General features: G+C 62.5%; 19 protein-coding genes. 5 read left to right on the plus strand and 14 right to left on the minus strand.

What is annotated here, in order from left to right; genetic code table 11:
- Window positions 1-54 precede the first annotated feature (54 nt).
- Together dnaG and rpsU are read right to left on the minus strand one after the other, a co-directional pair.
- Window positions 55-2037: a DNA primase gene (gene dnaG, locus JYG34_RS01905; protein WP_213659285.1), complete on the minus strand. Its 1983-nt coding sequence runs from the start codon at window positions 2035-2037 to the stop codon at window positions 55-57.
- A 279-nt stretch (window positions 2038-2316) separates the two neighbouring features.
- Window positions 2317-2532: a 30S ribosomal protein S21 gene (gene rpsU, locus JYG34_RS01910; protein ID WP_003255575.1), complete on the minus strand. Its 216-nt coding sequence runs from the start codon at window positions 2530-2532 to the stop codon at window positions 2317-2319.
- A gap of 205 nt (window positions 2533-2737) precedes the next feature.
- Here rpsU and tsaD point away from each other — a divergent pair, with 205 nt between their 5' ends.
- A complete protein-coding gene (tsaD, locus tag JYG34_RS01915; protein ID WP_213659286.1) occupies window positions 2738-3763 on the plus strand; it encodes a tRNA (adenosine(37)-N6)-threonylcarbamoyltransferase complex transferase subunit TsaD in 1026 nt (341 codons plus the stop codon).
- Between the two features lie 21 nt (window positions 3764-3784).
- Here tsaD and plsY read toward each other — a convergent pair whose 3' ends face one another.
- Window positions 3785-4354, minus strand: coding sequence for a glycerol-3-phosphate 1-O-acyltransferase PlsY (plsY, locus tag JYG34_RS01920; protein WP_213659287.1), 570 nt, complete (start codon window positions 4352-4354; stop codon window positions 3785-3787).
- A 74-nt stretch (window positions 4355-4428) separates the two neighbouring features.
- On the opposite strand from plsY, the gene folB reads away from it, so the two are divergent.
- Window positions 4429-4785, plus strand: a complete 357-nt coding sequence (gene folB / locus JYG34_RS01925) for a dihydroneopterin aldolase (RefSeq protein WP_213659288.1) — start codon at window positions 4429-4431, stop codon at window positions 4783-4785.
- Window positions 4776-5285, plus strand: a complete 510-nt coding sequence (folK, locus tag JYG34_RS01930; RefSeq protein WP_213659289.1) for a 2-amino-4-hydroxy-6-hydroxymethyldihydropteridine diphosphokinase — start codon at window positions 4776-4778, stop codon at window positions 5283-5285. The genes folB and folK overlap by 10 nt, the downstream gene beginning before the upstream one ends.
- Before the next feature lie 75 nt (window positions 5286-5360).
- Here folK and JYG34_RS01935 read toward each other — a convergent pair whose 3' ends face one another.
- From JYG34_RS01935 to JYG34_RS01985, 11 genes are all read right to left on the minus strand, one after another.
- Window positions 5361-6488: a multifunctional CCA addition/repair protein gene (locus JYG34_RS01935; RefSeq protein WP_213659290.1), complete on the minus strand. Its 1128-nt coding sequence runs from the start codon at window positions 6486-6488 to the stop codon at window positions 5361-5363.
- Window positions 6489-6542: 54 nt separating this feature from the next.
- Window positions 6543-8111, minus strand: a complete 1569-nt coding sequence (locus JYG34_RS01940) for a SpoVR family protein (RefSeq protein ID WP_213659291.1) — start codon at window positions 8109-8111, stop codon at window positions 6543-6545.
- Window positions 8108-9379 (minus strand): YeaH/YhbH family protein, encoded by a 1272-nt coding sequence (locus tag JYG34_RS01945; RefSeq protein WP_213659292.1) that lies wholly within the window; start codon window positions 9377-9379, stop codon window positions 8108-8110. The genes JYG34_RS01940 and JYG34_RS01945 overlap by 4 nt, the downstream gene beginning before the upstream one ends.
- 119 nt (window positions 9380-9498) lie before the next feature.
- Window positions 9499-11421 (minus strand): PrkA family serine protein kinase, encoded by a 1923-nt coding sequence (locus tag JYG34_RS01950; RefSeq protein ID WP_213659293.1) that lies wholly within the window; start codon window positions 11419-11421, stop codon window positions 9499-9501.
- A 283-nt stretch (window positions 11422-11704) separates the two neighbouring features.
- The gene (gene glpE, locus JYG34_RS01955; RefSeq protein WP_213659294.1) at window positions 11705-12034 is read right to left on the minus strand and encodes a thiosulfate sulfurtransferase GlpE; all 330 of its coding nucleotides are present in this window, start codon (window positions 12032-12034) and stop codon (window positions 11705-11707) included.
- A gap of 13 nt (window positions 12035-12047) precedes the next feature.
- Window positions 12048-12905 carry a symmetrical bis(5'-nucleosyl)-tetraphosphatase gene (locus JYG34_RS01960; protein WP_213659295.1) on the minus strand — a complete coding sequence of 286 codons (858 nt, stop codon included), beginning with the start codon at window positions 12903-12905 and terminating at the stop codon, window positions 12048-12050.
- The gene (apaG, locus tag JYG34_RS01965) at window positions 12905-13285 is read right to left on the minus strand and encodes a Co2+/Mg2+ efflux protein ApaG (RefSeq protein WP_213659296.1); all 381 of its coding nucleotides are present in this window, start codon (window positions 13283-13285) and stop codon (window positions 12905-12907) included. Before apaG ends, JYG34_RS01960 begins: the two co-directional genes overlap by 1 nt.
- A gap of 118 nt (window positions 13286-13403) precedes the next feature.
- Window positions 13404-14204 (minus strand): 16S rRNA (adenine(1518)-N(6)/adenine(1519)-N(6))-dimethyltransferase RsmA, encoded by an 801-nt coding sequence (gene rsmA / locus JYG34_RS01970; protein ID WP_213659297.1) that lies wholly within the window; start codon window positions 14202-14204, stop codon window positions 13404-13406.
- Window positions 14201-15190, minus strand: coding sequence for a 4-hydroxythreonine-4-phosphate dehydrogenase PdxA (gene pdxA, locus JYG34_RS01975; RefSeq protein ID WP_213659298.1), 990 nt, complete (start codon window positions 15188-15190; stop codon window positions 14201-14203). Before pdxA ends, rsmA begins: the two co-directional genes overlap by 4 nt.
- On the minus strand, window positions 15187-16506 hold the full coding sequence (gene surA, locus JYG34_RS01980) for a peptidylprolyl isomerase SurA (RefSeq protein WP_213659299.1): 1320 nt from the start codon (window positions 16504-16506) through the stop codon (window positions 15187-15189). Before surA ends, pdxA begins: the two co-directional genes overlap by 4 nt.
- The gene (locus tag JYG34_RS01985; RefSeq protein ID WP_213659300.1) at window positions 16487-19321 is read right to left on the minus strand and encodes an LPS-assembly protein LptD; all 2835 of its coding nucleotides are present in this window, start codon (window positions 19319-19321) and stop codon (window positions 16487-16489) included. Before JYG34_RS01985 ends, surA begins: the two co-directional genes overlap by 20 nt.
- A gap of 132 nt (window positions 19322-19453) precedes the next feature.
- Between JYG34_RS01985 and JYG34_RS01990 the strand changes: the two genes are divergently transcribed.
- Together JYG34_RS01990 and murU are read left to right on the plus strand one after the other, a co-directional pair.
- Window positions 19454-20473: an aminoglycoside phosphotransferase family protein gene (locus tag JYG34_RS01990; RefSeq protein ID WP_213659301.1), complete on the plus strand. Its 1020-nt coding sequence runs from the start codon at window positions 19454-19456 to the stop codon at window positions 20471-20473.
- Window positions 20470-21141 carry an N-acetylmuramate alpha-1-phosphate uridylyltransferase MurU gene (gene murU, locus JYG34_RS01995; protein ID WP_213659302.1) on the plus strand — a complete coding sequence of 224 codons (672 nt, stop codon included), beginning with the start codon at window positions 20470-20472 and terminating at the stop codon, window positions 21139-21141. Before JYG34_RS01990 ends, murU begins: the two co-directional genes overlap by 4 nt.
- Window position 21142: the final 1 nt, after the last annotated feature.

Consider the following 21142-nt stretch of genomic DNA (forward strand, 5'->3'; position numbering starts at 1 on the left):
CTGAAGGTCTTGGCGGGCAAAAAACAAGCCGAGGATTATACCCGAGCATGGACCTCACGCGCCAGATGAGGTCGGGTTTTGTGCGGGAACATTGCGGCGGAGCAAGTCAAGCAGCTTGGCATTTTCGTCCTCGTCCAGCTTCGTTAGACGGGATTTACTGATCAAACGTTCCAGGCCGCGCTCCCGCTGAGTGGCTGATAATCTGTTAATGGTGTCGAAAAACTGCTGTTCAAGGTTCTGGTCCTCGATTAGCCATTCTTTCTCGGCCATTGATCGTAACATCGCGCCGTACTGAGTTCCGTGACAGCGGGCCATCAGTTCCATGGAGCTTAGCTCAGGTTTTTTCTGCACGGACTGGACCACCGAGATCAGCAGTTGGCCGTCTTCAGACTTCTCGTCGGCGAAGTTGCTGGCGTCCTCGACTTTCAAGGCGAGGGCAGGGCGGTGCAAGACCGTGCGGATGGCGATCCTTATTGGTGGCTCAACTGCCACGGGTACCCACTGCGGCGGTTCGCGCCGCCATTCGCCATCTTTCCAGTTCTTGCCGCCTTTCCAAGACTTGCCATCGCGTGGCTTCTTGCTACTTCCCTTGCTGGGTGTCCATTCCTGGTAGCCGTGCGCATCCGCCGAATAGTCGGGCGGTGCGGGGTCGCCATAATGGCCGTAGTCGATTTCGCTCGGGTAGTTGTAATCAGGGGCGAGATTGTGGCTGGACAGGCTGGATTGCGGTGTGTCCTTTCTCAGTTGCTCTGTTTGCTGTGCATCGAGCCCGGTAATTTCCTTCAGGCGGTTGCGCATCAACTGACGCAGGTTCGCACCGGGCACCTGCTCGATCAGCGGAGTGGCCAGCGTGGCCATGTGCGCCTTGCCTTCCAGCGAGCGGGGATCTGCCTCGTTGCTCAGCTGTTCGAAGAAGTAGTCGGCCAGCGACTGGGCGTGCTGGTTGATGCGCGCCTGGAAGGCGTCGGTGCCCTCGGCGCGGACCAGGCTGTCCGGGTCCTCGCCTTCGGGCAGGAACAGGAAGCGCGCGCGGCGGCCATCCTGCAGGCTCGACAGGGTCGACTCCAGCGCGCGCCAGGCGGCCTTGCGGCCGGCCTGGTCGCCGTCGAAGCAAAACAGCACGCTGGGTACGACGCGGAACAGGCGCTTGAGGTGCTCCTCGCTGGTGGCCGTGCCCAGCGTGGCCACCGCGTTGCGCAGGCCTTGCTGGGCGAGGGCGATCACGTCCATGTAGCCCTCGACCACGATGATCTCGTCGAGGTTGCGGTTGTGCTTGCGTGCCTCGTACAGGCCGTACAATTCCTGGCCTTTGTGGAATACCGGGGTTTCCGGGGAGTTCAGGTACTTGGGCTTGTCGTCGCCCAGTACCCGGCCGCCAAAGGCGATCACCCGGCCGCGACTGTCGCGGATGGGGAACATCACTCGGTCACGGAAGCGGTCGTAGCGCTTGCCGCTTTCGGCGTTCTCGATCAGCAGGCCCGCGTCGATCATCACCTTCTGCTGCAGGGTGTCGGCACCCAGGTGCTTGAGCAGGTTGTCCCAGCCCGGTGGCGCGAAGCCCAGGCCGAAGTCGCGGGCGATCTCGCCGGACAGGCCGCGACCCTTCAGGTACTCCACTGCCGCCTTGCGGGTGGGGTGGTTGCGCAGGGCCTGGCGGTAGAACTCTGCGGCGGCTTCGAGCAGCGGGTACAGCGGCGAGTCGGTCGGCTGGCGCGGCTTCTGTCCGCGACGGCCTTCCTCGCGTGGTACCTCCATGCCCGCCGCGCGTGCCAGTTCCTCGACTGCCTGGGGGAAATCCAGGTTGTCGTGGTCCATGACAAAGCCAAGCGCGTTACCGCCGGCGCCACAACCGAAACAGTAGTAGAACTGCTTGTCGGGGCTGACAGTGAAGGAGGGGCTTTTTTCCTTGTGAAACGGGCAGCAGGCGGAGAGATTCTTGCCGGTCTTCTTCAGCTGGACGCGCGAACTCACCACATCGACGATGTCGGTGCGGTTGAGGAGGTCATCGATGAAGCTCTGGGGAATCAGCCCGGCCATGGCAGTCTCGTCATCTGGCAACTGGCAAGTCTAAACGCTTGTGCGCGGGTTTGGCGTGGGGTATCGCAGAAGAGGTGTTGTGCTCGTCACCAGCCCGATGAAGGGCTCGTCAGAGAGGACGTGCACGCCTGGCCAAAGACCAGTTCTGACGTGTTGAGGCTGGTTGCCCATGGCTTTTGCCGGGGCACCCAAGGCGCATGGCCAAGGGTTTGAAACGACCGCTGCCATCAGCCCGACACGAGGCCGGGCGGGGCAGAAGCTTTGCGTAGAACGTCTGTATTAGTACAGACGAACGGCGCGGCGCTGTTCGCGCTGAACCTTCTTGGCGTGACGCTTAACAGCGGCAGCGGCTTTGCGCTTACGCTCGGCGGTCGGCTTCTCGTAAAACTCGCGGCTACGAACTTCAGCCAGTACTCCGGCTTTTTCGCAGGAGCGCTTGAAACGACGCAGAGCTACGTCGAAGGGTTCGTTCTCTTTAACTTTGACGGCTGGCATCCAGGGCTACCTTAATTCATTACCGGGGTAGACGTGCTCCTGGCAAAACATAAGGTGTGCTGGAGAACGTCGGTTTTCAAGGGTTGCGGATGTTAACCCTTAGCTGGCCGGAATGCAAAGCCTCTGATCGAAAACCGCTGGTCGGCACAAGGTGCGGGGACTATCATGCGCGCCTTCGAATTCAGCCTCCACAAGGCACGGACCCATGCTAGTACTGGGATTGGAAACATCCTGCGACGAAACTGGCGTCGCATTATACGACAGCGAACGCGGCCTGCTGGCCGACGCGCTGTTCAGCCAGATCGACCTGCACCGCGTCTATGGCGGTGTCGTCCCCGAGCTCGCATCGCGCGACCACGTCAAGCGCATGTTGCCGCTGATCCGCCAGGTGCTGCAAGAAGCCGGCTGCGTCGCCACCGAGATCGACGCCATCGCCTACACCGCGGGTCCTGGCCTGGTCGGCGCGCTGCTGGTGGGTGCGTCTTGCGCCCAGGCACTGGCGTTCGCCTGGGATATTCCGGCGATCGGTGTGCACCATATGGAAGGCCATCTGCTGGCGCCGATGCTCGAGGAGCAACCACCGGAATTTCCGTTCGTCGCTTTGTTAGTCTCGGGTGGCCACACGCAGTTGGTTCGGGTAGATGGGATCGGCCAATACGAGCTGCTGGGCGAGAGCCTGGATGACGCCGCTGGCGAGGCCTTCGACAAGACCGCCAAGCTGATCGGCCTCAACTACCCGGGTGGCCCGGAGATCGCGCGCCTGGCCGAGCAGGGCACGCCGGGGCGTTTCGTATTCCCACGGCCGATGACCGATCGGCCTGGCCTGCAATTCAGCTTCAGTGGCCTGAAGACCTTCGCCCTGAACACCTGGCAGCAATGCCGTGATGCCGGGGACGACAACGAGCAAACCCGTTGCGACGTGTCGCTGGCGTTCCAGCAGGCGGTGGTGGAGACTCTGACCATCAAGTGCAAGCGCGCCCTCAAGCAGACCGGCCTCAAGCGCCTGGTCATCGCAGGTGGCGTAAGTGCCAACAAGGCCCTGCGCGCATCCCTCGAGGAGATGCTGGCCAGCATCAAGGGCAACGTCTATTACGCGCGCCCGCGCTTCTGTACCGACAATGGCGCGATGATCGCCTACGCGGGCTGCCAGCGTCTTCTGGCCGGCCAGCAGCAGGACCTGGCGATCAGCGTCCAGGCACGCTGGCCGATGGAACAGTTGCCTCCCGTGTGAGAGGGCGCCGGAAGGCGAGCGTCAGAAGTGGCGTTCGCGCCCGGCGAACAGGTCGCGCAGGTTGCTGCGGTGTCGCCACACGATCATCAGGGTGAGCACCGTCATCGGCAGCAAGGCCTCGGGCTCGCGCCAGGCCAGCAATGGCAGGGTGAGCGGCGTGGCGATGAGGGCGGCCAGCGAGCTGGTGCGGGTCAGGTAGAAGGTCAGCAGCCAGGCGCCGATGGCCAGTAACGCGGCCGGGAAGTACAGGGCCATCAGCATGCCGGCTGCCGTGGCGACGCCCTTGCCGCCCTGGAAGCGGAAGTAGACCGGGAACAGATGGCCGAGTACCGCGCAGATGCCGACCCAGGCCTGCTCCTGCGGGTCGAGGCCGACCTGGCGTGCCAACAGCACGGGCAACATGCCCTTGCACAGGTCGCCCAGCAGCGTCAGGATCGCCAGCTTGCGCCCTGCCAGGCGTAGCATGTTGGTTGCGCCGGCGTTGCCCGAGCCACTGGAACGCGGGTCCGGGCTGCCCGTGAGGCGGCTCAGGAGGATGGCGAAGGACAGAGAGCCGAGCAGGTAGGCAAGCAGCGCCAGTGACCAAAACATGCTAACTATTCCGGGCGAGGACGCCCTGATTCTAACGGCGCCCGTCGCCCTTGTCGTGCTGTGGAGAGAAGTGCTTGGACAGAGTGTTCATCGAAGGCCTGGAAGTCGATACCGTCATTGGTGCCTATGACTGGGAGCGGGATATTCGCCAGTGCCTGCGCCTGGACCTGAGTTTCGCCTGGGATAACCGCCCGGCCGCCGCAGGTGACGACCTTTCACTGGCACTCGACTACGCCAGCGTTTCGGCGCGCATCCAGGCCTTTGCCGAGCAGGCGCGCTTCGAACTGGTCGAGACCTTCGCCGAGCGCCTGGTGGCGGTGCTGATGGGCGAGTTCAACATCCCTTGGGTGCGCCTGAAGCTGACCAAGCCAGGCGCGGTGCCCGCGGCCCGTGGCGGCGTTGGCGTGGAGATCGAGCGCGGATGTCTCTGAGCACGGTTTACCTGGGGGTGGGCAGTAACATCGACCGCGAACGGCATTTGTGCGCGGGGCTCGATGCGCTGGCGGGCATTCTCAGTGACATGCACTGTTCAGCGGTGTTCGAAAGCCAGGCCGTGGGCATCAAGAGCGGGCCCTTCTACAACCTGGTGGTGCGTGGACAGACCGATCTGCCGCTGCTGGAGCTCGATCGTCGTCTCAAGTTCATCGAAGCGGACAATGGCCGCTATGCGCCGGACCGCAAGGGCCTGCCGCTGGATATCGATGTGTTGATGTACGACGACCTGCATGGCACGTTCAATGGGCTTGTGCTGCCTCGTGCGGAGATCCTGAAGAACGCCTTTGTGCTGTGGCCACTGTCGCTGTTGGCGCCGGAGCTGGTGCACCCGGGCGCGGGCAAGCCAATGGGGCAGTTGTGGCATGAGGCGAGCATCGAGCAGGTACTGGCACCGGTGCCGTTCGAATGGCGGGGTTTGCAGCTGACCCGGATCTGATCCGTAGCGGTTCGCCGGCAAGCCGGCCCCTACACATCAGGTAGGAGCCGGATTGCCAGCGAACAGGTAGCACGGTCAACGCACTTTGTACGCCCGTAGTGCGCTCAGTCGCTCAGTCTTGAGCGCCACGCCCAGAGCCTGCCCCGTCAACCCACTTTCCATCAACGGCTTCACATCCACCTCTTTGGCTGCCGTTGCCGCGCCTCGCAGGTACTCGGCCTGTGGATAATCTCGGGCTTCCCGCAAGGCATCCATCCTGCACGCCTCGATGAACTCCTCGAAGCGTTGCGGGCGTCGGTATACGTCAAATTTCTGCAGCAGTTCCAGCAGCGCTTCGGGGGGCAGTTCCATGGCGCGGTGCCCTTGCTCATGGAACTCACCCACCAGTATCGCCAGTTCCTGGCACTCGCGGGGGGCCTTGAAGCGCTGGTTGACCGCCTTGATCTGCTTTCCTTCGAGTGCAAGCAGAAGGCAGGCCCAGCGCACCGCCAGGGGCTGTTGGTGCGCTGCGGCCTGTTGCAACACATCGAGTGCGTGGCTGCCCTGGCCGGCCTCGCCGTGGAACAGGGCGTCAACTTCCGGCATCAGTTCCTTGAGCGCGCCACAGGCGCGTAGCACTTCGACGAACACTTGGGGCTCGTCCTCCATCAGTGCGCGCTCGATTTCCTTCCAGCTTCGCTCCGCGGTAAGTGCCTGCAGTTCGCCCGAAGCACTGATCTGGCGCATCAGCTCCAGTGTTTCATCGGCTATGCGAAACCCCATCGGCGCATAACGGGCGGCGAAACGTGCCACGCGCAAGACGCGTAGCGGATCTTCTGCGAAAGCGAGGGAAACGTGACGCAGGATGCGCTGATCCAGGTCCTTTTTGCCATGGTAGGGGTCGTGCAGGTCGCCGTGCTCGTCCTCGGCCATGGCATTGATGGTCAGGTCACGGCGTATCAGGTCCTCTTCGAGGGTCACGTCGGGGCTGGCATGGAAGGTGAACCCGCCATAACCGCGCCCACTCTTGCGCTCGGTGCGGGCCAGGGCGTATTCCTCACCGGTTTTGGGGTGAAGGAACACCGGGAAATCGGCGCCCACCGGGCGAAAGCCCTGGGCCTGCATCTGTTCGACCGTGGCACCGACCACCAGCCAATCGACGTCGCTGACCGGGCGGCCGAGCAAGCGGTCGCGCACGGCGCCGCCAACCTTGTAGATCTGCATATGAAACCTCCATGAGTGCCGACAGGATACCGTGTCGGCACGCATGGGGGAGGGTCAGAGGTGATGAACCACGGCCAGGTCCATGCGCCCGTATTCACCGGCCTCGCCATGCTCGCTGCGGGGCGGCATGTGGTGGGTCTTCATGACCTGGTCGCCTTGTACGGTTTCCAGGTGGATGTCGAAGCCCCACAGGCGGTGCAGGTGCTTGAGCACTTCGTCGGTGGAGTCGCCCAGTGGTTTGCGGTTGTGTTGCTGGTGGCGCAGGGTCAGGGAGCGATCGCCACGACGGTCGATGCTCCAGATCTGCACGTTGGGCTCGCGGTTGCCCAGGTTGTACTGGGCGGCCAGTTGCTCGCGGATGGTCCGGTAGCCGTCTTCGTCGTGGATCGCCGGTACCAGCAGGTCGTCGCGCTGGTCGTCGTCGAGGATGCTGAACAACTTGAGGTCGCGGATCACCTTCGGTGAGAGGTACTGCAGGATGAAACTCTCGTCCTTGAAGCTGCTCATGGCGAACTTGATGGTGGACAGCCAGTCACTGCCGGCGATCTCCGGGAACCAGCGGCGGTCCTCTTCAGTTGGGTGTTCGCACATGCGACGGATGTCGGTATACATCGCAAAGCCCAGGGCATAAGGGTTGATGCCGCTGTAGTACGGGCTGTCGAAGCCGGGTTGGAACACCACGCTGGTATGCGACTGAAGGAACTCCATCATGAAGCCTTCGGTGATCAACCCCTCGTCGTAGAGGTCGTTCATCAGTGTGTAGTGCCAGAAGGTCGCCCAGCCTTCGTTCATCACCTGGGTCTGGCGCTGCGGGTAGAAATACTGGGCGATCTTGCGCACGATGCGCACGACTTCACGCTGCCAGGGTTCGAGCAGCGGGGCGTGTTTCTCGATGAAGTAAAGGATGTTTTCCTGCGGCTCGGCCGGGAAGCGCGCGTCATCCTTTTCGCTGCCTTTGTCCGCGCCTTTGGGGATGGTGCGCCAAAGATCGTTGATCTGCCGTTGCAGGTGCTCCTCGCGTTCTTTCTGGCGGCGGCGCTCCTCTTCCGCAGAGATGGGGTAGGGGCGCTTGTAGCGGTCCACGCCGTAATTCATCAGGGCGTGACAGGAGTCGATCAGGTCTTCCACGGCGTCGATACCGTGGCGCTCCTCGCATTGGGCGATGTACTGCTTGGCGAACACCAGGTAATCGATGATCGAACTGGCGTCGGTCCAGGTGCGGAACAGGTAGTTGCCCTTGAAGAAGCTGTTGTGGCCATAGCAGGCATGGGCGATCACCAGTGCCTGCATGCACATGGTGTTCTCTTCCATCAGGTAGGCGATGCACGGGTCGGAATTGATCACGATCTCGTAGGCCAGGCCCATCTGCCCGCGGCTGTAGGACTTCTCGGTGCTGAGGAACTGCTTGCCATACGACCAGTGGTGATACCCCAGGGGCATGCCCACGGAGGCATAGGCATCCATCATCTGCTCGGCGGTGATGACTTCGATCTGGTTCGGGTAGGTGTCCAGCGCATAGCGCGCGGCCAGGCGGCTGATCTCGCGGTCGTAGGTCTGGATCAGTTCGAACGTCCACTCCGAACCGACGGAAATGGGTTGGCGTCTCTGTTCTCTGGCGCTCATGTGGCTAACCTGCGCTGGAAGAGTTCACGGAAGACCGGGTAGATATCGCCGGCCGATACCAACTGCTGCTGGGCGAAGGTGTCCGGATAGGCTTCGCCTATGCGTTCGTACTCGTACCACAGCGCCTGGTGTTCGCGTGGAGTGATCTCGACATAAGTGTAGTACTGCACGTGCGGCATGATCTGGTTGGCGAGGATGTCGCGGCAGATCGGCGAGTCGTCATTCCAGTTGTCGCCATCCGAGGCCTGGGCGGCATAGATGTTCCAGTCACTGGCCGGGTAACGTTCGGCCATGATCTCCTGCATCATTTTCAGCGCGCTGGAAACGATGGTGCCGCCGGTCTCGCGGGAGTAGAAGAATTCTTCTTCGTCCACTTCGCGGGCACTGGTGTGGTGACGGATGAACACCACCTCGATGCGGTCATAGTTCCGCTTGAGGAACAGGTACAGCAGGATGAAGAAGCGCTTGGCGATGTCCTTGGTGGCCTGGGTCATGGAGCCGGAAACATCCATCAGGCAGAACATCACCGCCTTGGAGCTGGGGTTGGGTTGCTTGATCAGCAGGTTGTACTTGAGGTCGAAGGTGTCGAGGAACGGCAGGCGGTTGATGCGCGCCTTGAGGCGTTCGATCTCGATCTCGGTTTCCTGGATGTCGGTGAAGTTGTCCGGCTCTTCGACTTTCAGCCGGTCCAGCTCCTTTTGCGCTTCCCGCAACAGGGCGCGGCTGCTGCCGGTCAGCGCGATGCGCCGGGCATGGGCCGAGCGCAGCGTGCGCACGATGTTGATGCGCGAGGGGTTGCCTTCATTGGCGATACCGGCGCGTACGGTCTTGAAGGTGTCGGTACCGGTCAGGTGGCGCTTGACCAGGTTGGGCAGTTCGAGGTCCTCGAACATGAACTCGAGGAATTCCTCCTGGGTGATCTGGAAGACGAAGTCGTCCATGCCCTCGCCGGAGTTGCCAGCCTTGCCGCGCCCGCCACCGCCGCCGCCACCCTGGGGGCGGGCAATGTGTTCGCCGGCGGTGAATTCCTTGTTGCCGGGGTGGACGATGGTCTGTTTGCCGCCACGACCGTGGTGCAGCACCGGCTCATCGATATCGCGACCCGGGATGCTGATCTGTTCGCCATGCTCCATGTCCATGATGGAGCGGCGGCTCACGGCCTCTTCGACGGCTTTCTTGATGTGTTCACGGTACCGCCGCAGAAAACGCTGGCGGTTGACCGTGCTCTTGTTCTTGCCGTTCAGGCGTCGGTCGATTACGTAGCTCATGGGCCCTCCGGTAGCGGGATACAGCTGCAAGCTTCAAGCTACGAGCTGCAAGCAAAAGCAGTCGCCGCCGCCACGGACGGTGCGCGGGAGCCCGACGCACCGCACGTGACTTGCCGCCTTTACTGCGATTTCCTGACCCGCAGGTACCATTCCGACAGCAGGCGCACCTGTTTGTCGGTGTAGCCACGCTCCACCATCCGGGTGACGAAGTCGTTGTGCTTCTGTTGATCCTCTTTGCTGGCCTTGGCGTTGAAGCTGATGACGGGCAGCAGATCCTCGGTGTTGGAGAACATTTTTTTCTCGATCACCACCCGCAGCTTCTCGTAGCTGAGCCAGCTGGGGTTCTTGCCATTGTTGTTGGCCCGGGCGCGCAACACGAAGTTGACGATCTCGTTGCGGAAGTCCTTCGGATTGCTGATGCCGGCCGGCTTCTCGATCTTCTCCAGCTCTTCGTTGAGGGCGATGCGGTTGAGGATTTCGCCGGTTTCCGGATCGCGGTATTCCTGGTCCTGGATCCAGAAGTCGGCGTACAACACGTAGCGGTCGAAGATGTTCTGGCCGTACTCGCTGTACGATTCGAGATAGGCGGTCTGGATCTCCTTGCCGATGAACTCGATGTAGCGCGGTGCCAGGTACTCTTTCAGGTAACGCAGGTAGCGTTCGCGCACCTCGGCCGGGAACTGCTCCTGCTCGATCTGCTGTTCCAGCACATAGAGCAGGTGCACCGGGTTGGCCGCAATTTCGTGCGGATCGAAGTTGAACACCTTGGACAGGATCTTGAACGCAAAACGCGTCGACAGGCCATTCATGCCCTCGTCGACACCGGCTGAGTCGCGGTATTCCTGGATCGACTTGGCCTTGGGGTCGGTGTCTTTCAGGTTCTCGCCATCGTAGACACGCATTTTCGAGTAGATGTTGGAGTTTTCCGGCTCTTTCAGGCGCGAGAGCACGGTGAACTGGGCCAGCATCTTGAGGGTGTCGGGCGCGCAGTGGGCCTTGGCCAGCGAACTGTTGACCAGCAGCTTGTCGTAGATCTTGATTTCGTCGCTGACCCGCAGGCAATACGGGACCTTGACGATGTAGATCCGGTCGATGAACGCTTCGTTGTTCTTGTTGTTGCGGAACGTGTGCCACTCCGACTCGTTGGAGTGGGCCAGCAGGATGCCGGTATAAGGGATGGCGCCCAGGCCTTCGGTGCTGTTGTAGTTGCCCTCCTGCGTGGCAGTGAGCAACGGGTGCAGGACCTTGATCGGTGCCTTGAACATCTCGACGAATTCCATCAGGCCCTGGTTGGCCCGGCACAGCGCGCCCGAATAGCTGTAGGCGTCGGCATCGTTCTGTGGAAACTCTTCGAGCTTGCGGATATCCACCTTGCCCACCAGGGCCGAGATATCCTGGTTGTTCTCGTCGCCCGGTTCGGTCTTGGCGATGGCGATCTGGTTGAGGATCGAGGGGTAGAGCTTGACCACCTTGAACTGGCTGATATCACCGCCAAACTCCGCCAGGCGTTTGGTGGCCCAGGGCGACATGATGGTGTTCAGATAGCGTCGCGGTATCCCGAAGTCCTCTTCCAGAATGGCGCCGTCCTCAGTGGCGTTGAACAGCCCCAGGGGCGATTCGAACACCGGCGATCCCTTGATGGCGTAGAACGGTACTCTTTCCATCAACTGCTTGAGCTTTTCGGCAAGCGACGATTTACCGCCGCCTACCGGGCCCAGCAGATAGAGGATCTGTTTCTTTTCTTCCAGGCCCTGGGCGGCATGACGGAAGTAGGAGACGATCTGGTCGATGCATTCTTCCATCCCGTGGAAGTCGGCAAAGGTTGGATATCGACGGATCACCTTGTTGGAGAAGATCCGCGACAGCCTGGAGTTGCTGGAGGTGTCGATCAGCTCGGGTTCACCGATGGCCATCAACAGCCGCTCGGCCGCCGAGGCATAGGCACTGCGATCTTTCTTGCACAGTTCGAGGTACTCCTGCAGGGTGAGTTCTTCCTGCCGGGTGGACTCGAAACGTTGTTGGAAGTGGCTAAAAATGCTCATGACGTCACCTCGCTCGATACGTGGAGACGACGCCGGATCAGTCAGCTGATGCTGGCATGCAACCGGGCTTGCCGATTGCTGTAAACCCCCCAGAACACCCTGAAGCGCTACCGATGACCCGCACGCCGGTGTACCGGCTCTCCCCTTTTTTTGGATGGCCTGGGCTTAAGGATAGTTGGTTATACGCAAGGTCAAGGGCGGGGAGCCAAGAAGACGCCTACGACCGTTCGTCAGGCCGGGCGCGAGCCCGCACGGAGCGCGGGCTGCAGGAAAAATGAAAATATTATTCAGCACTGCCCTGGGCAGTCTCGCCCGGGTAGGTGTTGCGCCACAGCTCGAAGCCACCATCGATGCTGTAGACGTTGGAGAAGCCCTGGCCGACTAGATAGGCGGCGGCGCTCTGGCTGGAATTGCCGTGGTAGCAGACAACCAGTGTAGGCGCATCGAGGTCGGCGTTGCGGATGAAATCGGCCACCGAGTGGTTGTCCAGATGAGTGGCGCCGGTGATGTGCCCGGCGGCATAGGCCTGCGGGTCGCGGATGTCGACCACGACCGCACCTTCGGCACGCAGGGCGAGGGCTTGTTCGGGGCTGATACGCTTGAATTCGCTCATGGGTGCGCTTCCTTCAGGGGTGATCGTTGTTGGGTACTGGTGGGCGAGGGGTACCCTCGCGGGTGCAATCGCAGCGGTGGTGCTCGCCGCTGTCGACGTTGTACAGGGTCATCGCGCCGCCCCAGACGCAACCGGTGTCCAAGGCGATCACGCCCGGTACGTCGACACGGCCTTCGAGGGCGGCCCAATGGCCGAAGATGATCTTCACGTGCCGCGAGCGGCGGTCCGGGTGGTCGAACCAGGGCTTGTAGCCCTTGGGGGCGCTGTCCAGCCCTTCCTTGCTCTTGAGGTCGAGCTTGCCGGTGGCGGTGCAGAAGCGCATGCGGGTGAAGTAGTTGGTGATCACCCGCAGGCGTTCGACACCCGTCAGGTCCTTGCTCCACTTGTTCGGTTCGTTGCCGTACATGCCGTCCAGGTACAGCTTGAGGCGGCCATCGTCACGCAGCACTTCCTCGACTTCGGCGGCCAGTTCCAGTGCCTTGCCCAGCGTCCACTGCGGTGGGATGCCGGCATGGACCATGGCAATGCCGCGTGGCTCGTCGTAGTGCAGCAGCTTCTGCCGGCGCAGCCAGTCGAACAGCTGGTCGGCGTCCGGGGCTTCGATGATTTCGCGCAGGGTGTCGCTTTTCTTCAGCCGTTCGACGTTGTGCCAGGCAGCCAGCAGGTGCAGGTCGTGGTTGCCCAGCACGCAGACCAGCGAATCACGGATCGAATAGAGGTAGCGCAGGGTCTCGAGCGACTCCGGGCCGCGGTTGACCAGGTCGCCCACCAGCCACAGGCGGTCGACCGCAGGGTTGAAGCGCACGCGTTCGAGCAGGCACTTGAGTGGTTGCAGGCAGCCTTGCAGGTCGCCGACCGCGTAGGTGGCCATCAGTGCAGCGCCCCGGGTACGGCCAGGCGGAACGGCGCAATCGTGGCGTCGAAGCGCTTACCGTCCTCGGCGAACATCTGGTAGCTGCCCTGCATGGTGCCGACGCGGGTGCTGATCACCGCGCCGCTGCTGTAGGTGTGGCTCTGGCCGGGTTCGATCAGCGGTTGCTGGCCGATCACGCCCGCGCCGCGGACTTCCTCGACTTCGCCATTGCCGTTGGTGATCAGCCAGTGCCGGGACATCAGCTTGGCTTTCACCGTGCCGTTGTTCTGCACGGTGATGGTATAGGCGAAGGCGAAACGGTCGTTCTCAGGGTCGGATTGATCTTTGAGGTAGCGGGTCACGACGCTGACGTCGATCTGGTAGCGGGGGTCGGACATGCAAGGGCCTTGGGCGAACTGACGCAATAATGCAGTCTAGGCCATTGGCGGGGGGGAGGGCCAGCGGTGTGGGGGGCTACGGGCCCTGTTCGCCGGCTTGCCGGCGAACAGGCGGCGATCAGCCCTGCTGTTCGGCCAGCTTGTCGGCCAGGCGCACGAATGCGGCCAGGTCCAGCTGCTCGGGGCGCAGGCTGCCATCGACGCCGGCAGCCTCGATGGCCTGGCTGTCGAGCAGGCCCTTGAGCGTGTTGCGCAGGGTCTTGCGGCGCTGGTTGAAGGCTTCGCGTACCACGCGCTCCAGCAATTGCGGGTCCTTGGCCGGGTGCGGCAGCACCTCGTGGGGGACCAGGCGCACGATGGCCGAATCCACTTTCGGCGGTGGGTTGAACGCGCCTGGGCCTACGTTGAACAGGTGCTCCACGCGGCAGTGGTACTGGACCATGATCGACAGGCGGCCCCAGTCACCGCCGCCAGGCCCCGCGGCCATGCGCTCGACCACTTCCTTCTGCAGCATGAAGTGCATGTCGCGGATCAGGTTGGCGTGGGCCAGCAGGTGGAAGATCAGCGGTGTCGAGATGTTGTAGGGCAGGTTGCCCACCACCTTGAGGCTGCGCTCCGGCACACCCAACTGATTGAAATCGAACTTCAGGGCGTCGCCCTGGTGCAGGCGGAAATTGCCGCGCCCGGCGAACTTGTGTTGCAGGATCGGCACCAGGTCCTTGTCCAGCTCCACCACGTCCAGCTGTGCGCCGCTGCCCAGCAGGCCCTCGGTGAGGGCGCCCTGGCCCGGGCCGATTTCCAGCAGGTGTTCGCCAGCCTTGGCGTTGATCGCTCGCAGGATGCGGTCGATGATTCCGGCGTCATGCAGGAAGTTCTGGCCGAAGCGCTTGCGCGCCCGGTGTTGGTAATGCTCGGTCATGGTCGGTTCTCGGCCATCTGGTAGGCGGTTTCCAGGGCGACGCGCAGGCTGCCGGTGTCGACCCGGCCGCTGCCGGCCAGGTCCAGGGCGGTGCCGTGGTCGACCGACGTGCGGATGATCGGCAGGCCCAACGTCACGTTGACCGCGGCGCCGAAACCCTTGTACTTGAGTACGGGCAGGCCCTGGTCGTGGTACATCGCCAGCACTGCGTCGCAGTGCTCCAGATATTTGGGGGTAAACAGGGTATCGGCCGGCAGTGGTCCGCGCAGGTCCATGCCTTCCTGGCGCAGGCGCTCCAGGGCGGGCTCGATGATGTCGATTTCTTCGCGGCCCAGGTGGCCGCCTTCCCCGGCATGGGGGTTGAGCCCGCAGACCAGGATGCGTGGGTTGTCGATGCCGAACTTGTCGCGCATGTCCGCATGCAGGATACGGGTGACACGCTCGAGGCGTTCGGGGGTAATGGCATCGGCGATGTCGCGCAGGGGCAGGTGAGTGGTCACCAGCGCCACGCGCAGGCCTCGTGTCGCCAGCATCATGACCACTTGCGCGGTATGGGTGAGGTCGGCGAGGAACTCGGTGTGCCCGGAGAAGGCGATGCCGCTCTCGTTGATCACGCCCTTGTGCACGGGGGCGGTGATCATGCCGGCGAATTCACCGTTGAGGCAGCCTTGGCCGGCGCGGGTCAGCGTCTCCAAGACGAAGGCGGCGTTGGCCTTGTCCAATTGCCCGGCCACCACGGGTTTGGCAAGGGGCGTATCCCAGACGTACAGGCTACCGGCCGGGGCCGGATGTTCCGGGAAACTGCCAGGCGTGACCAGGCGCAGGTCGACGGCCAGCCCCAGCTGCGCGGCCCGCTCGGCGAGCAGGTCACGGCTGGTGATGGCGATCAGGGGGTGGGGCTGTGCCTCGGCGGCGAGAAGCAGGCACAGGTCGGGGCCTATGCCGGCTGGTTCACCGGGTGTAACGGCGAAGCGCAGGGGCTTCACTGGCCGGCCTGGTCGGCGCCAGGTAGCTTGATTTCAACGTAGGCTTCGTCGCGGATCTGGCGCAGCCAGGTCTGCAGCTCTTCGTCGTACTTGCGGTTGCGCAGGACGTTCATGGCCTGTTGCTCACGCGCCTGGGCGGTGCTGTCGGTGGCGCGGCGGCCCAGCACTTCAAGCACGTGCCAGCCGTACTGGGTGCGGAACGGGTGGGTGACTTCGCCTTGCTGGGCGTTGGCCATCTGCTCGCGGAACTCCGGCACCAGGCTATTCGGGTCGACCCAGTTGAGGTCGCCGCCGTTGAGCGCCGAACCCGGGTCTTCCGAGAAGCTCTTCGCCAGTTCGCCGAAGTCTTCGCCGTTCTTGATCCGGTCGTACAGGCGTTCGGCCAGTTGCTCGGTGGCCTTGTCGCTGCGGATTTCGCTCGGCTTGATCAGGATGTGGCGCACGTGCACTTCGTCGCGCAACACGCTGCTTTCTCCACCGCGCTTCTCCTCGAGCTTGAGGATGATGAAGCCGTTGGGGATGCGGATTGGCTGAGTGATGTCGCCGACCGCCATGCTGCTGAGCATCTTGGCGAAGTCCGGTGGCAGCTGGCCGGCTTTGCGCCAGCCCATCTCGCCGCCTTCCAGGGCGTTCTCGCTGGCGGAGCGGGCGATGGCCAATTGGCCGAAGTCCGCACCCTGGCGCAGTTGCTGGTAGACCTGGCCGGCCTGCTGGGCCGCCGCCTGGATCGCCGTGGAGTTGGCGCTTTCCGGGGTCGGGATGAGGATGTTGGCCAGGCGGTACTCTTCCGAGAGCTGCATCTTGCCCAAGTCCGAGTTGAGGAAGTTCTTCACTTCCTGCTCGGACACCTGGATGCGTTCGGCTACGCGACGCTGGCGTACGCGGCTGATGATCATCTCGCGCTTGATCTGCTCGCGGGCGTCGTCGTACGACAGGCCGTCGTGGGCCAGGGCCGCGCGGAACTGCTCCAGGGACATGCCATTGCGCTGGGCAATGGTGCCGACGGCCTGGTTCAGCTCCTCATCGGTGATGCGGATGCCCGAGCGCTCGCCGATCTGCAGTTGCAGGTTCTCGACGATCAGGCGCTCCAGCACCTGCTGCTCCAGCGCACCGGCCGGTGGCACACCGCCGCCACGCTTGGCGATGGTCTGCTGCACTTCGTGCACACGCTGGTCCAGCTGGCTCTGCATGACCACGTCGTTGTCGACGATGGCCACCACGCGGTCGATGGGTTGCACCGCGGCATGCACCGCGCCACTCAGCAATACGGCGCCCAGCATCAGCGGGCGCAGACGATCAATAAGCTTGCTCTTCACGTGTACGGTAACCTTGAATGCCTTGGTCCAGGAACGATTCGACCTTGTTGCCCACTACACCGCCGAGGCCCTTGAGCACGACTTGCAGGAAGATGCCGTGGTCACCCTTCTCGTTGCTTGGGGTGGCCTGGCTAAAGTCGTCGTAGTCCATCCAGTAACGGTTGATCAGACGCAGTTTCCAGCAGCAGTTGTCATACTCGAAACCGCCCATGGCTTCCAGCGTGCGGTTGCGGTTGTAGTCGTGCTGCCAGCGTGCAATGACACTCCATTGCGGCACGATCGGCCAGATGACCGAGAAGTCGTGCTGCTGGATCTTGTAGTAGTCCTCGATGTAGCCCGGCTGGCCCTTCGTACCATAGCTGCCGCCGCCCACTTTCCAGACACCGGTCAGGGAGTCGTAGGTGATCGTGTCATTGCGATAGCGATATCCGAGGTTGACGATCTTGTTCGGGTTGTCCTCAGGCTGGTAATGGAACATTGCGCTACCCGAGCGGGTGCTGCGGCTGTCCGGATCCCAGTTGAAGTCCGAGTTGAAGCGCCAATCGCGGTTGAAGGCGTACTCGTATTCGAGTGCGTACGGGGAGACATCCGACAGGCTGTCCTTGCGGGTGCGGTAGTCGATGCCTGGCAGTTGGACCTTGCGATCCTTGAAGTAGTAGGCCTGGCCAATGCTGAAGCGTTGGCGTTGGAAGCCATTGTCCTCGACCCAGCGGTTGGTCACGCCGAGTGACAACTTGTTTTCATCGCCGATGCGGTCAGTGCCAGCGAAGCGATTGTCGCGGAACAGCGAGGCGTAGTTGAACAGCGTCTCGCCACTGTCGAAGAGCGGAATATCTTTCTGGTCCTGGTAGGGAACATACAGATAGAACAGGCGCGGTTCGAGTGTCTGGCGATAATTCGTGCCGAACAGTTGTGTTTTCCGGTCGAAGTAAAGTCCGCTGTCGACGCTGAAAACCGGGATGTCGCGGTTCAGCGTGCTGTTGTAACTACCATAGGCTGGGTTTGCCGACTGGGCTATCGCTTGCTCCTTGCCCTGGCTGTCCAGGTCAAGGTCATAGTGGGTGTAGACGTACTTCAGTTTTGGCGTCAGGAAACCATAGCTGGCCTCCATCGGCAGGCTGATCGCAGGTGCCGCATTCAAACGGGTACCGTTGGCGCGGGCAATACCACTGACACTCTCATCGATGCGGCGACCGCCGATGATGTTGCCATTTGCATCGTATACATAACCCAGCGAGCCGTCGGGTTGGCCATCCTTGTTGAATACAAGGTCATTCTTCAGGTTGCGGTCGAAGCGTACGGCTTCGGTTTCATAGCTGAAGTCGAGCCCCCCCGGATGGTAAGGCAATGTCCCGTTGAAGGTGACCTGTGGCAGCCTGTCGTACGGAGTGATCTGCGAAATGGTCGCCATTTCGTAGGCATGGACATTCAAGCCAGCGGTATAGCTGTCACCACGATAGGTGAGCGCGCCCCGTTGGTTGACGTAGTCTTTCTTCTCCACACCGATCTGATCCGATTCCAGATCCTGGAAGTAGAACGGATCACTGATGTCGGTGTAGTCCACTTCGGCCATCAGGCGCTCGTCCAGGCCGCCCTTGTGCTGCCAGTTGACCATCCAGCGTTCTTTCTTGTAGTCCGTCTGCAGCTTGCGGTCATCGCTTTCGTCGCTGAGATACGCACCACCGAACTGGCCTTCGCTGGACTTGGTCAGGTAGCGGAACTCGCCTTCCATCATCATGCCGCGCTTGGCCATGTAGCGCGGGTACAACGTGGCATCGTAGTTAGGTGCCAGGTTGAAGTAGTAAGGCGTGACCAGCATGAAGCCGCTATCGCCGCTGGCGCTGAACGACGGCGGCAGGAAGCCGGACTGGCGACGGTCGTCGATCGGGAAGTAGATGTACGGTGTGTAGAACACCGGGAAATCCTTGACCCGCAGCGTCACGTTGGTTGCGGTACCGAAGCCGGTGGCCGGGTTCAGGGTGATGTTGTTGCCCTTGAGCTGCCACGCGTTGCTGCCCGGCTCACAGGTGGTATAGGTACCGTCCTTGAGGCGGATGATGGCGTTTTCGGCGCGCTTGGCGTACAGGGCGTTGCCGCGGATGTGCGACTTGTGCATCACGTATTCGGCGTTGTCGACCCGGGCTTCGCCGGTGTCGAGCTGAATCTGCGCCTCGTCGCCGACCACCAGCGAGCCGTTGTCGCGGATCTTGACGTTGCCCTTGAGCTCGCCACGGTTCTCGGCCTGGTACAGGTTGGCTTCGTCGGCCTCGGCCTGCATGCTGCCCTGGCGCATGACCACGTCACCGGCGAGCGTCGCGATCTGCTGCTCTTGCTGGTACTTGGAGACCTTGGCGTTGATGTAGGTGGGCGACTCGTCCTTGGGCGTGGTGTCGTTCATGCCCGGGCGGGTCGGCTCGATGTAGGCGCCGCCGCAGTACGGGCCGGTCTCGGCCAGTTGCGCTGCGGTGAGCTTCTCGCGTGGTACCCAGTCCAGATGGCTGTAGTCTTCGCTGCGCGACTTCAGGCCGCGGCCTTTCGACTCGGTAACCAGCATGGGCTTTTCGGCCTGCGCCTCGCCGGCTTCGCCTGGTGCTTCGGCACCCGAGCTTGCAGCGGCAGCGCCCGGGTGTACCGGGCGTGGAGGCAGGTTGCCTGAGACCTTGGGCTTGCAGTCCCAGCCGCCGGCGGCGGACACTTGGCAGTCGAACTGCTCGGCCGCCACCACATACGAGGTGGCCAGGGGTTGCAGTGCCAGCAGACCGCCAGTCACCAGCAACGGAAACTTTCTACGAAACGCGGGGGATTTCAATGCCATCTTATTAGTCCGGGCTTCCTGCGTGCCATCTGCCCGCGTGTGGGGGCCGCACGCCTCTCGATGGTCTGAAAAAGATGCTGGATAATAAAGCATGACCCGCTTGACGGCTAGGGCCGTCGGAGAACCCTTGTAATGCCCGATCACGATGTACGCCTGCAACAACTGACCGCCTGGCTCGCCGGGCAGCTCGAGAGCCTTTTCCGCAACAATGCCTGGGGCGAGGTGCCCGAAGGGAGCCTGACCGCCGCCAGCAGCGATGCGAGTTTTCGCCGCTACTTCCGTTGGGAAGGCGCCGGCCACAGCTTCGTGATCATGGATGCCCCACCTCCCCAGGAAAACTGCCGGCCATTCGTCGATATCGACCAACTGCTGGCCAGTGCCGGGGTGAACGTCCCGGTGATTCACGGCCAGGACCTGGAACGTGGTTTCCTGCTGCTGAGTGACCTGGGGCGCCAGACCTACCTGGATATCATCGACCCAGACAACGCCGATGCCTTGTTTGCCGATGCCATCGAGGCATTGCTGGCTTTCCAGCGCCTGCCGATGGACGCACCGCTGCCCAGCTACGATGTTGCGCTGCTGCGCCGTGAGCTGGAGTTGTTCCCCGAGTGGTACGTCGGTCGGGCGCTCGGCCTGCAACTGAGCGAGGCTCAGCTGGCTACCTGGCAACGGGTGAGCCAGGTGCTGATCGACAGCGCGCTGGCCCAGCCCAAGGTGCTGGTGCACCGCGACTACATGCCGCGCAACTTGATGCACAGCGCGCCCAACCCCGGTGTGCTGGACTTCCAGGACGCGGTCTACGGCCCGGTCACCTACGACATCACCTGCCTGTTCAAGGATGCCTTCCTCAGTTGGCCCCAGGCGCGCGTCGAAGGCTGGTTGCGCAACTACTGGGACAAGGCGCGGGCCGCGGGCATTCCGGTCCAGGACGACTTCGAGGCGTTCCACCGCGCCAGCGACCTGATGGGTGTGCAGCGCCACCTCAAGGTGATCGGTATCTTCGCGCGGATCTGCCACCGTGATGGCAAGCCACGCTATCTCACCGACGTGCCACGCTTCTTCACCTATATAGATGAAGTGATCGCCCGACGCCCTGAACTGGCCGAGTTGGGGCAGCTGATTGCGGAACTCAAGGGCGAGGCGCGCCCATGAAGGCGATGATCCTGGCGGCAGGCAAGGGCGAGCGTATGCGCCCGTTGACCCTGCATAAACCCAAGCCACTGGTGACTGCCGCCGGCAAGCCACTGATCGAGTATCACCTCGAGGCACTGGCCCGTGCCGGTATCACCGATGTCGTCATAAACCACGCCTGGCTTGGCCAGCAGATTGAGGATCATCTCGGGGATGGCGGCCGTTTCGGGCTGAGTATCCGCTATTCGCCGGAAGGAGAACCACTGGAAACCGGGGGTGGGATCTTCAAGGCCCTGCCTCTGCTGGGTGACGCTCCGTTCCTGCTGGTCAACGGCGATATCTGGACAGATTACGACTTCAAGGCGCTGAACGCCCCCTTGCAAGGCCAGGCACACCTGGTGCTGGTTGATAACCCTGGGCACCACGGTCGCGGCGACTTTCGCCTGCGGGATGGGCAGGTGGTCGACGGAGACGATGCGCCGGGTACGCTGACGTTCAGTGGTATTTCCGTGCTCGCCCCTTCGCTGTTCGACGGCTGCCAGGCAGGTGCCTTCAAGCTGGCGCCCCTGCTGCGCAAGGCCATGGCCGAAGGGCGGGTGAGCGGCGAGCATTTTGCCGGGCAGTGGATTGATGTCGGCACCCTGGAGCGTCTGGCCGATGTCGAGCGCCTGATCGGAGCGAATACCTGAA

This window comes from Pseudomonas entomophila, from assembly GCF_018417595.1.
Taxonomy (GTDB): domain Bacteria; phylum Pseudomonadota; class Gammaproteobacteria; order Pseudomonadales; family Pseudomonadaceae; genus Aquipseudomonas; species Aquipseudomonas entomophila_C.